This is a genomic window from Pseudomonas sp. CFBP 13602, from assembly GCF_014842725.1.
Classification (GTDB): Bacteria; Pseudomonadota; Gammaproteobacteria; order Pseudomonadales; family Pseudomonadaceae; genus Aquipseudomonas; species Aquipseudomonas baltica.
In genome coordinates, this window is the sequence record NZ_JACYVT010000001.1 from 428731 (window position 1) to 440981 (window position 12251).

Genomic DNA, 12251 nt, shown 5'->3' on the forward strand with positions numbered 1-12251 from the left:
CACCTTGGTCGAATGGATTAACGCTGCAATACGTCGTGATACAACTGCACATAACTGTCCGCCATCCCCTGCGCGGTGAACACCTGCTGGAAGCGACGCGCCGCGGCGGCGCCCATGGCACTGGCTAGGGCTTCATCGTTCCACAGTGTCTGCATGGCCGCCGCCAGCGCCTGGGGATCGCGCGGGGGAATCACCAGCCCGGTTTCACCGGCCCGGTTGATGTAGCTCATGCCGCTGCCGATGTCGCACGAAATCATCGGCTTGCCATACATGGCGCCTTCAAGCAGCGAAATGCCGAACGACTCGGAACGCAGGTGCGACGGAAACACGAAGGCGTGGCACAGGGTCAGCAGCGCCGCCTTGTCTTCATCGGGCAAGCCGCCGAGAAAATGCACATTGCTCACTTCAAGCTGCTGGGCATAGGCCTTGAGCTCAGCTTCCAGATGGCCACCCCCAAGAATCACCACCGGCAAGCCGGTCGCCTTGGCAGCATCGAGCAAGTAGTTCAGACCCTTGTAGTAGCGCAGCGCGCCGACGAAAAGAAAGAACTTACCGGGAAAGCGGGCCTGCCAATGCGCCAGGCGCTCGGCAGACGGCGTGGGGTATGTGGCGGGATCGAGGCCGAACGGAATGACTGACAACTTTTCGGTGAAGCGCTGCAGCACCGGGCTGCTGGCCGCGTAGTCGGGTGAAGACACGACGATGCGGTCCATGGACCCGAGGAAGCGATTCATCAACGGCTGATACAACTTGAGCAGGGTCTTCTGCTTGATGATATCGGAGTGATAACTGACCACCGACGGCTTGCCGGTGCGGCTGGCAAAATGCACCAGGTCCATGAACGGCCAGGGGAAGTGGTAGTGAATCAGATCCGCCTGGCTGGCCAACTCCTTGAAATCGCCCAGCGCCGACCAGGAAAACCCGGTCGAGGCCACGTGCAAATCGAGCTTGGCACGGTGGGCCACATGGTGCCCCACCCGTTCGCCACGCGCCGCGCCGCGCTCGCTGAGGTACAACACTTCGGATTGCACACCGCCTGCGGCACATCCCTCTGCCAACTGAAAGATGACCTGCTCGATACCGCCCATGGAGTCGGGGAAGTACGTCTTGAAGAAGTGCAGCACCTTGATCATCGGCTTTCCAACGTGCGGCGATAGGATATCAACGTCTGCGCCGCACAACGGTCCCAGGAGAATCCGTCGGCGTGGGCCAGACCACGTTGCCGAGCCTCGGCGCGCCATGGGTCGTCTTCCAGCGCCTTGGCCATGTGCTGCGCCAGGGTTTCGATATCCATCGCCTCGCACATCAGCGCCGCCTCGCCCGCCACTTCCAACAGGGACGAGTTGTTGGCACAGACCACCGGCACGCCCGAACTCATCGACTCCAGCACCGGCAGGCCAAACCCCTCGTACAACGACGGAAAGGCAAACAACCGCGCGCCCGCGAACAGCACCGGCAAGTCCTCGGCCGGCACGAAGCCCAGATAGCGCGCCCAGCCCTGGCGCTGCGCCGACTCGATGCGCGCAAAGATCGCCTCGTTCTGCCAGCCTCGGTAGCCGGCCAGGATCAACGGCCAGCGTTGGCGCGTGGCCAGCGGCAGCGTTTCGTAGGCCGTGAGCAGCGTCTCGATGTTCTTGCGCGGCTCGATGGTGCCGGCGAACAGGCTGTAGCCTTCGTGGCTCAACCCGTAGCGCCCGAGCACTTCAGCGGTTTGCGCCGCGCTGCGCGGATGAAACTCCGGCGAACTGGCCAGCGGCACGGTATCGATCCGCTCGAGAGGCCAATCGAAATACGCGGCCAGTTCGCGCCGGGTAAATTCGGAATCGGTGATCAGGCGGTCCGCACGTTTCAAGGTCAGCCGCAGCTCTTTCTGCAGGTAGCGCGCCAGCTGTGGCGCGTGACACTGGGACCAGGTAAACGGCGACAAGTCGTGAAAGGTCGCAATGCGCGGCCCCTTGAACGGCGGCAGGTAATAATTGGGGCTGTGATACAGATAATCGCCATGCCCTTTCAGGGCACGCGCCTTGAGCAATGGCATCAGCAGACGATAGGCCTCGATGGCCAGAAAGTTCTTCTGCACTGCTCGCTTGAGGCTGTAGCCGCTGCCGGACGCGTCCGCCGCACTCGGCAGCGCCGGCAAGAAGCTGCGCCCGGCAAAGAACTGCAGGTCGGTTATTTCCGGACTGCTCTGCAGGCGGCGCGCCAGCTCATAGGTATAACGCCCAATGCCCGTCAGCGGAAAGCGCACAGGCTCGACGGAAAGGACGACCTTCATTTATTGGGCAGCCAACATCCATTGCAGGGTGTCGCGTAACGGCGGGGTCTGCCAGTCGCCCACCAGCGAACGCAGGCGGGTATTGTCACCGCACAGCGTCTTCACTTCGTTGGCGCGCACGAATGCGGGGTTCACTTCCACACGGATGGAATGGCCGGTGATGCTTTCGCACAACTCGATCACTTCACGCAGCGAATGGGTGACACCCGAGCTGACATTGACGGTCTGCCCCAAGGGCTTGTTTTCCAGCAGCCCACGGTATGCGGCGACCAGCGCGCGTACGTCGCTGAAATCGCGCCACACGTCGAGGTTGCCCAACTCGATCACCCCGGCCTTGCGGCGGAAGTGCGAGACGATCTTGGGCAACAGAAAATTGTCCGCCTGCCCCACCCCGGTGTAGTTGAACGGCCGGGTGACGACAATGGGCAAGCGGTTTTGCCACAAGCTGGCCATGTATTCCATGGCCAGCTTGCTGACGGCGTAATCGTTGGCCGGCGCGGGGGCCGTGCCTTCGTCCAGCATGCCTTCGGATGCATTGCCGTACACATTGGCGCTACTGGCCAGCAATACACATTCAGGCGCCTTGCCCGAAGCGGCGACCGCTTCGAGCAGGTTGCGCGTACCAATCAGGTTGACCTGATAGAACGCATCAGCCACGCCATGGCCCACGAACGCCAGTGCGGCGAGGTGAACCACGTAATCGGGCTGCAGCTCTGCCAGCAACGCACTGAGCCTGGGCGCATCGTTCAGATCGGCCTGGTAGTAACCTGGCTCCTCCGACGGCTGACTGCCCAAGCCGATGACTTCATACCCATGGGCCTGCAACTCGGCGGCCATGTAGCGGCCGGTGAAACCCTGGATACCAGTGATCAATGCGCGTTTGCCGACATTAGCCATCAGAACGAAAACCCTTTCTCGTTGCGGCGCAGGTCAGCCTCGACCATCATCCGGCACAGCTCTTCCAGCGAGGTCTTCGGTTCCCAGCCCAATACGGCCTTGGCCTTGGCCGGGTTGCCGATCAGCAGGTCAACTTCGGTTGGGCGGTAGAACTTCGGATTGACCGAAACCAGCACCTTGCCGGTCTTGGCACACAGGCCCTGCTCGGATTCAGCTTCGCCCTGCCACTTGATCTCGATGTCCACGGCCTTGAAGGCCATGGTGACGAAGTCACGCACGGTTTCGGTACGGTTGGTGGCCAACACGAAGGTGTCCGGCTCGTCGGCCTGCAGCATGCGCCACATACCTTCGACGTATTCCTTGGCGAAACCCCAATCGCGCTTGGCGTCGATGTTGCCCAGCTCCAGGGTTTCCTGCAGGCCCAGCTTGATCTTGGCGACGGTGTCGGTGATCTTGCGGGTCACGAACTCACGGCCGCGCAGAGGCGACTCGTGGTTGAACAGGATGCCGCTGGTAGCGAAGATGCCGTACGACTCGCGGTAGTTGATGGTCATCCAGTGGGCGTACAGCTTGGCCACACCGTAGGGGCTGCGCGGGTAGAACGGGGTTTCCTCGATCTGAGGAATGGCCTGCACCTTGCCGAACATCTCGGAAGTCGAAGCCTGGTAGAAGCGCGCCTTCGGGTTGACGATGCGAATGGCTTCCAGCAGGTTGACAGCGCCCAGGCCGGTGATTTCGGCGGTGGTCAGCGGCTGCTCGAACGAGACACCAACGAAGCTCTGCGCAGCGAGGTTGTAGACCTCGGTGGCTTCGGTGGTCTGCAGCAAACGGATGCTGGCGGACAGGTCGGTCAGGTCGTACTCGACCAGGTGCAGGTTAGGGTTGTTCTGGATACCCAGCTCTTCGATACGCCAGAAGTTGACGGAGCTGGTACGGCGGTAAGTGCCGTATACGGTGTAGCCCTTTTCCAGCAGCAGTTCCGCCAGGTAGGCGCCATCTTGACCAGTGATACCAGTGACAATAGCTTTCATGCGAATTAACCAACTCCATTTAGTGCCGACTAGGCAGTGTAAAGAGAAACCGAACAACGCTTGCGGCAGCGCAAAGCACCGGCGCTCGAATTATCAAAGCGCGGAGTATACATATACCCGCAAGCCCAGCCCAGCCTCCGACACCGGCGCGAGCCGAAGACCGCACGCTGCTCGCATCCCGTAGGAGCGGTCCGTGGCCGCGAAAAGAACACCAAGGACTGACTGATGTATCGCAGTGTTCCGTTCGCGGCCACAGACCGCTCCTACAGAGTTGTTACATCGACGATACAACATCAATCAGGGCTTGGTTTTCACCTTGGCAACATCACCGCCAGGCAAACCTTGTTCCGGCTCGGGGCTGAGCCAGACGTTGACACTGTCGACACTCTCTTGGTTCAACTTGCCACTCCAACGATTCAACATGAACAGATTGGTAATGAAGTCGTACTGCGACCTCAACAAATCCCTGCGCGCCTTGAACTCATTCTGCACACTGGTCAATACATCCACCGCATTCACCACGCCATAGGCAAACGCCTTCTGCGCCGCCACGCTCGACTGTTGCGCCGAAGACAATGCGTTCTTGTTCGCGCGTATCTTTTCCACACTGGCCTGGGCGGTAAGGTAGGAAGTAGTCGTTTCCTTCACCACCTGCCGGCGCACACCTTCAAGTTCCTGCTCGGCAGCCAGTTGGTCATCGTACAAACCCCGAACCCGCGCCGAGGTGGAACCACCGCTGTAGATAGGCACCCTCACCCCCAGGGTTGCCACATAGCTGTCGCTGCGAGGCGTCAAGGTATTGTCGTAGCCGACGTCGCTCTGCTGAGCGCTCAGGCTCACACTCAGTTGCGGATAGTGCCCGCCCTTGCCTTCGCGCACCGCCGCATCGGCGGCCTCGGCGCCACTCTGGTAGGCCTTGAGCAAGGGGTTGGCATCCATGGCCTGGGACACAAAATTGGCCAGCGGCACAGTCGGCGCCTGCAACGCCACGTCGTTGCGCACCCGACTCAACCGCTCGTCGATTCGCCGGCCGACAATCTCGGACAAAGCCTCACGACTGACCTGCACCTGATTGCGGGCATCCACTTCCTGGGCCGCCAAGGCATCGACCCGCGCTTTGAGGTCGAGCTGATCGGTGATCTTGGCCATCTGCCGCTCGTAGAGCATGTTGATCCGATCAAGGTTCTTCTGAGTCGCCCGCCGCTCGGCCTGCACCAGCTCCAGCTCGTCATCGGCGGCCAACGCGATGAAGTATCGCTTGGCCAGATCCACCGTGGCCTCGGCGTGGGAATCTTCGGCCTGGGCGCCCTTCTGCGCCGTAACGCTCTTGGCCTTCTGCCAACCCTCCCAAGCGGTCTTGTTGTAGAGGTATTGAGTCAGGCTCAGGGAATAGCTCTTGTTGTCGTAGATTTCCCGCGCGGCGTCGTCCTTGCGCAAAATCCGGTTGAAATTGCTCTGCGCCGACAACTGCGGCAGCAAGCCGCCCAAAGCTTCGCGCTGCTGCTCGGAAGCAGACCGCGCCCGCGCGTAGGCCGCCAGCACCCGCGGGTCTTCAAGACGCGCCTCACGGTACAGCCCGGCCAGGTCCAGTGCGTAGGTCGAAGCCGACACCGCTGGCTTGGGCGGGACATCGTTGGGAACCAGCGGTTCGGCGCCAACGGCTTGCAACGCCAACATGCTCAACATCACACCAGGTAACAAACGCGACACAGTCACTCCTCGATCATCGACGTGGCGAACATGTTCTGAGCGGGCTTGAGCAGATACTCGAGCATGGTGCGGTCACCGGCATTGATCAGCACCTCAGCAGGCATCCCCGGTTGCAACTTGCGATCGCCGAGCTTCTTCATGCCATCATCGGAAACCTTCACTCGCACCAGATAGTAGGGCTCACCCGAGCGTTCGTCTTTCAGGGCGTCAGCCGAAATACGCGTCACCTCGCCCTCAATCACAGGCGTGGTGGTGCTGTTGAACGCACTGAAGCGGATGTCGGCTTTCTTGCCCAACGAGAGGCGGTCGATATCGTTCGGTGCAACGTGTGCCTCGACGATGAGCTCGGCAGACGCTGGCACGATATCCAGCAGTGGAGTGGCAGCACTGACAACGCCGCCTACCGTGTGCACTTTCATGTCGAGCACCATGCCACTCTCTGGCGCCCGAATGACTACACGAGACAGGCGATCGCTCAATGCGCTCTCCTTCTCTTGCAGGTCGAACACCTGCGCCTGCACGCCCGAGAGCTCATTGGCCACGTCCGAGCTGAATTTCTTGTTCAACTGCACGATCTGCATTTCCGTTTCGCTGATCTGCAGGCGGGTTTTCACAATAGTGGACTGGTGGTCGGCCACTTCCGTCTTGAGCATGTCCAAGCGGCGCTGCTGTTCCAGCAAACGCTGATTGTCAACGAAGCCTTGAGAGAGCAGATCCTTAAGCTGGACGATCTCGCCGCTATAGGACTTCTCCAGGTTCTGCTTCGTCCTGATCATGTCCTGCAGACCCAAGATTTGCTGTTTCAACTGACTGATACGTTCGCGCTGCACCGAAATCTCACTCAGCCGCGAATCGTGTCGAGCACTGAACACCTGCTGCTCACCGGCCAGCGCTTCCTGCGCCCGCTCCGAATCCGTGCCCGTCAGGACCACGGGCGGGATGGCTTGCAAGCCGTCGCGCTCTGCACGCAAACGCGCTTCCTTGTAGCGAGCTACGATCAACTGATTGCGGGTCGACTCGTACTCGCTGCTCAGCTGTCCTTCGTCGAGCACGATCAGTGGATCACCCTGCTTGACCATGTCACCGTCGCGGGCGAGCAGCTCCTTGACGATACCGCCCTCCAGATGCTGAACGGTCTTGCGATAGCTCTGCACGGTGACATTTCCCACGCCGTGCACTGAGTTTCCCAACGGTGCTACCGCAGCCCATGTACCGAAGATGCCAAAGGTGACAAACACGATAGTCATGCCAATGCGCCTGATGCCGCGATCGGACGTGGGCATGTCATCGAAGTTGTGATCGAACGTCGTAATAGCCTTGCTGGTCACTGATGAATTCCTTTCAAGCGCCGTTAGGTGCGGAAGCAGCGGGCGCCTGCGCGCCTGGGCCTGCAGGAGGTGCCGGCGGATTAGGCGCAGCGGGCGCTGTCGCACCGTTCGCGCCTGGGCCTGGGCCGGGCTGGGCAACACGGGCCTGACCTTTTGCCTGTTGAGCTGCGAGCTCGGCAATGACCTTGTCACGCTCGCCATAGAGAGAAATCGTCCCGTTGGACATCACCAATATGCGGTCGAGCCGCGAAAGGATATTGGGTCGATGGGAGACGATGAAGACGGTGGCGCCTGTCTCCTTGATCTTCTGCAATGCAACGCTGAGCGCGCGCTCACCCACCTCGTCGAGGTTGGAGTTAGGCTCATCGAGCACGATAAGCCGCGGATTGCCGTAGATGGCACGGGCCAGACCAATTCGCTGACGCTGACCGCCCGAAAGGTTGATGCCATCGCTACCGATCACGGTGTCATAGCCGTCGGGGAGCATCAGCACCATCTCGTGGACGCCAGCTGTCTGCGCGGCCTGTACCACCTTTTCAGGGATGATTTTTTCAAAACGGGAGATGTTGTCGCTGATGGTGCCCTCGAAAAGCTCGATGTCCTGAGGCAGATAACCCACATAGGGCCCAAGCTCGTGCTTGTCCCAACTGCTGATATCAGCACCATCGAGTCGAACCACACCGTGCTGCGTCGGCCAGATGCCCATCAAGGCGCGCACCAATGTCGACTTGCCCGCCGCGCTCGGCCCGACGATGCCGACAATCGATCCGGCAGGTGCAACGAAGCTGATATTGCGGATCACCGGAGCCTTGGCTCCCGGGGGCGCTACAACCAGATTCTCGACCTGAATGTGCCCTTGCGGCGCCGGAAGCGGCATGCGCTCCGGTTCTGCGTTGAGTTTGTTCAGTACGTCGCTGAGACGGCCGTACTGAACCTTCGCAGCGATGAACCCTTTCCAGCTGCCGATCATCTGGTCGATGGGAGACAGCGCACGGCCCAGCAGCAAGGAGCCCGCCATCATCAGGCCCGGTGTCACCTGATGAGTGATCACCAGATAGGCGCCGATACCCAGCATGATCGATTGGGCCCAATTGCGGAACGTCTTGGAAATCGAGGTAATGGTCCCGCCCTTGTCACTCGCCTCCGACTGCAGCATCAGCACCTTGCGCTGACGAACCGCCCATCTGTTCATGAGGGTTTCAAGCATCCCCATGGACTCGATGACTTCCGCATTGCGCAATGTCTTGTTGGTCGTGACGTTGGAGCTGACGCTTTCCTTGTTGGCCGCGGCAAGGGTGTTCGCCGTGTACCGGTGATTGACGAACGCCAGCACGACCAGAACCAGACCTGACGCCACGGTCATCCAGCCGAACCACGGATGGAAAAGGAACATTACGGCGGTGTAGATCGGAAACCAGGGAGCATCGAAGAACGCAAACAAGCCGGGCCCGGTCAAAAACTGGCGGAGCGACGTCAGGTCATTCAACGACTGGGCCGTGGCATCCATCCCCCCACTATTCAGCGCGCGCTTGAAACTGGCCCGGTACACATCCCGACTCAGAAGGACGTCGAGCCGGTTGCTGATGCGCACCATGATTCTCGAGCGCACCCACTCGAGCGAACCCATAGTGATCATGAGAATGGTGAGGATCAGTGTGAGCATCAACAACGTTGAATTGCTGCTGGCAGGAACCACCCTGCCGGACACCTGGATCATGTAGAAGGTTGGAACCAGCATCAACGCATTGACGAAGAAACTGAAGAAACCTACCGAGAGGAAGCTGGTTTTACAGGCCTTTAAAGCCGCTTGCAGATTATTCTCGTGTGACCGACTCATAGTATCCGTACTGAAAAAATGGCGAAAACGATGCGCAGTGTACCACTCGCTTCCGTTTGATAGGAGGTTCTGCCGCGACCCCCATTATGAGGCCAGTAGTGCGGGTCAAAACATGGGCAGCATATGGAACCGGACGGTGCAGCACTACGGTTTTTTTCTTAATTTTTTATTCAGTTTGTGCATGAAACTTTGGGCTCCCCACGGACCGCTTCACGGATCGGAACTAAAATCCAGATTTAAACCATCGCCGTAGATCCGATCAATTATGGTCTGTCAAGTGGAAGATTCCGATGCGGCCGTAGGTAATAGCTTAGTGCCACTAATATTGCGACTGAAATTTGTCGTAATTAAATATTACAAATGCTTAGTTGTCCTAAGCCTTTGATTTTGAAGGTTTTGTAGTAGATTTTTATCGCGTCTCCACAGTGGCCACGTGGCTACTTGTAAACCACTTGCCCCAAGCTAGTCCCCCCAGCCAACCCCTCCAAGGGTGGCTTGATCGGGAATGTAAGATTTTTTTCACGCGACGATTGACAACCTCCCCTCTCTGGCTCAATCATTCTCGCTCGAAGGGACGCCGCCACTGGCCACGTTATTGTTTCGGGATTGTCATTTCTCAATGGCACAGTGTGTTCAAGCCAACAGGAAATCGGAATTTCATGTCACTGCCTTCGCATGCACTAGATGGATTGAAGATCAGCTCGCGGGTCACCCTGCTAGAGCCTGGAATGTACATCTTTCGTTATGCTTCGCAGCCCCCTGCAGACAAGCCTGTTTGCATCGCACTACAACAAGCGCCTTTGGGCAAAGGGTCCATCGACTTCTTCCCGGCTGAGGGTGTGAGCAAGAACATGCTTACACACTTGGGCGATACAATAGTTGCCCGTGTCAAAAGTGGTGTGGCCACTGTTCTGATCACCGAATATCACATGTTCGATGCTGAAATTGATCCGATAGATCTGCGCATCGACCGTATAGACACCTCTCCTGCCATCATGCGCAATTTCTCTGTCGTTGCGACCCCAGAGCCCAGCCCGGCACTCGCGGCAACAGCCTCCCCCGCCACGCTCAAGCTCATCGCGCACCTCCAGGGCGCAGGCGACGTTGAATCCACCAAAGGGTGGGTGGGTGAGCATGACGGCACGAAACGCCTGGAAGGTTTTTGCGTCATCTGGGAAAACAAGCCAGAAGGCGTGGATCTCGTCTACACCTCAACAGTCGCCGGTTCGGGCCCAAGCCCCAACGTGGCTGCCGGCACCTTCACCGGGACACGCGGCAAAGCCTCTCCGCTTATTTCGGCAGGCTTCAGTTTGGTCGGTCCCAACCGCTGCCTCTACGAATTGTCTGGCCACATCGTGTTCTCCGGCTCCTCGCCGCAACTCGTCGTGGCCAACCAGATGATGTATGGCCCCACAGGCACCGAGCCTCTGGTGGCGCTGCATCTCTCCATAGATCCCGTCACGAAGATGAACGCTCCCCGCAATAAGTCTCCGTGGGAAAACTCTGCATTGAAGCAGAAAATCAGCAGCACGGGCCAGATGGCCTGAAGTAACAGGAATTACACATGCAATACGACAGCCCTATTTCGTCCGAATCGTTCCAGACCACCCTGACCGGTACCAACTTCTCGTCCGCTACCGCGGCCGCGATCAGCACCCTGCTGAGCTTGGAAACAGCTGCCACCGTCAACCTGGCTAGCTGGGATGGCGTTTCGGCTCCTCTGACTCCAACTGGTCAGACTGCTGCTGCTGAAGTCGTAACCGGTACTGTCGCTGGCCGTACTGGCGACACCGTTACCTTGGCCATTCCTGATTCGCTGGCCTCGGCCAAAGCGTTCGTACTGGACAGCAATGCCAACCTGAACGTCACTTTCAACCCTGTTGCTGCTGCTCCTGTAGCTCCAGTAGCTCCGGCTGAAGAAGTGTCGACTTTCAGCGCATTCAGCATCGCAGCCGCCGCTGTTGCCGCTGATCCTGCTACTGCTGTTGAATTCCTGGTCAAAACCGGCAACGGCGACGACATCATCACCGTAACTGGCGATCAGAACACCTACATCGACGCTGGCTTCGGTAACGACGTCATCACCACTGGCAACGGCAACAACACCGTAGTCGCTGGCCTGGGCAACAACGTCATCACCACCGGTACCGGCAATGACACCATCGTTCTGAGCGGCGTAAACCACTCTGACGTAGTGAACACCGGCGCTGGCTATGACGTCGTTCAGTTGGAAGGTTCTTCCGCCAACTACAGCTTCGTTACAGGCAACAACTTCAACGTCACGCTGAACGGCGCTCAAGGTCTGGGTCAAACCGCGGCCATCACCAACGCCGAGTTCTTGAGCTTCACCGACACCGCTGGCGTCATCAGCACCGTTGCGCTGGCTCACAACGAAGCCGAAGCTGCTGCACTGCGTCTGTACGACGGTATCCTCGGCCGTGACGCCGACGTTGCTGGCGCCAAACAGTGGACTACTCAGGTCAACGAAGGTACTTCGTTGAACACCATTGCTCAGAACTTCCTGAACTCTGGCGAGTACACCGATGGTGACAACACCGCGTTCATCGACACCCTGTACGGTGCCCTGCTGGGCCGCAACATCGGTGAAGACGCCGCTGGCGCTCAAAACTGGCTGAGCGTGTTGGCCAGCGGTGGTTCGCTCGTAGACGTTGTCACCGGCATTGCAACTTCGCAAGAAGCCATCGCCCAAGACAGCGGCAACGGCGAATTCGTCCAAGCTCTGTACACTGCCGCTCTGGGCCGTGATGCAGGCGAAGACGGCTTGTCCGCTTGGGTCGGTCAACTGGTCAACGGTGCAAGCCGTGCCGAAGTGGCTGCAGGCATCCTCGGTTCGTCCGAAGCTGCTGAGAAGTCGACTGACAACTTCCTGAACGACCTGTACGTCAAAGCACTGGGCCGTACCGAAGATCAGGCTGCAGCCGACGTTGCTGGTAAAGCAGGTTGGGTCGAGGCTCTGGCCAACGGCGCTACTCAGGCTGACGTTGCCATCGGCATCATCGGTTCGCAGGAAGCGATCGCTCACATCGACAACGTTGTAGTACTGCACGGCGCGGTGTAACTCACCCTGCCGAGTTGAAGATACGTCCAGCTGAAAGGCTGGGCGTGTTCTGAAAAAAAGGGGCGACTTTAGGGTCGCCCTTCTTTTTATTTTG

9 protein-coding genes are annotated in these 12251 nt (G+C 59.0%); 2 read left to right on the forward strand and 7 right to left on the reverse strand.

Annotation, left to right across the window (positions count from 1 at the left end):
• Positions 1 to 17: 17 nt before the first annotated feature.
• The 7 genes from IFU31_RS01815 to IFU31_RS01845 form a co-directional block, all read right to left on the reverse strand.
• Positions 18 to 1133 (reverse strand): glycosyltransferase family 4 protein, encoded by a 1116-nt coding sequence (locus IFU31_RS01815; RefSeq protein ID WP_192102102.1) that lies wholly within the window; start codon positions 1131 to 1133, stop codon positions 18 to 20.
• On the reverse strand, positions 1130 to 2275 hold the full coding sequence (locus tag IFU31_RS01820; RefSeq protein WP_192102103.1) for a glycosyltransferase family 4 protein: 1146 nt from the start codon (positions 2273 to 2275) through the stop codon (positions 1130 to 1132). Before IFU31_RS01820 ends, IFU31_RS01815 begins: the two co-directional genes overlap by 4 nt.
• Positions 2276 to 3172 carry a GDP-mannose 4,6-dehydratase gene (locus IFU31_RS01825; RefSeq protein ID WP_192102104.1) on the reverse strand — a complete coding sequence of 299 codons (897 nt, stop codon included), beginning with the start codon at positions 3170 to 3172 and terminating at the stop codon, positions 2276 to 2278.
• The gene (gene gmd / locus IFU31_RS01830; protein ID WP_122714154.1) at positions 3172 to 4203 is read right to left on the reverse strand and encodes a GDP-mannose 4,6-dehydratase; all 1032 of its coding nucleotides are present in this window, start codon (positions 4201 to 4203) and stop codon (positions 3172 to 3174) included. The genes IFU31_RS01825 and gmd overlap by 1 nt, the downstream gene beginning before the upstream one ends.
• 297 nt (positions 4204 to 4500) lie before the next feature.
• On the reverse strand, positions 4501 to 5919 hold the full coding sequence (locus IFU31_RS01835; RefSeq protein ID WP_342345275.1) for a TolC family outer membrane protein: 1419 nt from the start codon (positions 5917 to 5919) through the stop codon (positions 4501 to 4503).
• On the reverse strand, positions 5916 to 7196 hold the full coding sequence (locus tag IFU31_RS01840) for an HlyD family type I secretion periplasmic adaptor subunit (RefSeq protein ID WP_197979569.1): 1281 nt from the start codon (positions 7194 to 7196) through the stop codon (positions 5916 to 5918). Before IFU31_RS01840 ends, IFU31_RS01835 begins: the two co-directional genes overlap by 4 nt.
• A gap of 58 nt (positions 7197 to 7254) precedes the next feature.
• Complete coding sequence (locus IFU31_RS01845; RefSeq protein WP_192102106.1) at positions 7255 to 9078, reverse strand: type I secretion system permease/ATPase; 1824 nt, start codon at positions 9076 to 9078, stop codon at positions 7255 to 7257.
• A gap of 728 nt (positions 9079 to 9806) precedes the next feature.
• On the opposite strand from IFU31_RS01845, the gene IFU31_RS01850 reads away from it, so the two are divergent.
• Together IFU31_RS01850 and IFU31_RS01855 are read left to right on the forward strand one after the other, a co-directional pair.
• Entirely contained in the window at positions 9807 to 10625 is an 819-nt protein-coding gene (locus IFU31_RS01850) for a hypothetical protein (RefSeq protein WP_163007613.1), read from the forward strand.
• A gap of 17 nt (positions 10626 to 10642) precedes the next feature.
• On the forward strand, positions 10643 to 12157 hold the full coding sequence (locus tag IFU31_RS01855) for a DUF4214 domain-containing protein (protein WP_122478364.1): 1515 nt from the start codon (positions 10643 to 10645) through the stop codon (positions 12155 to 12157).
• Positions 12158 to 12251: the final 94 nt, after the last annotated feature.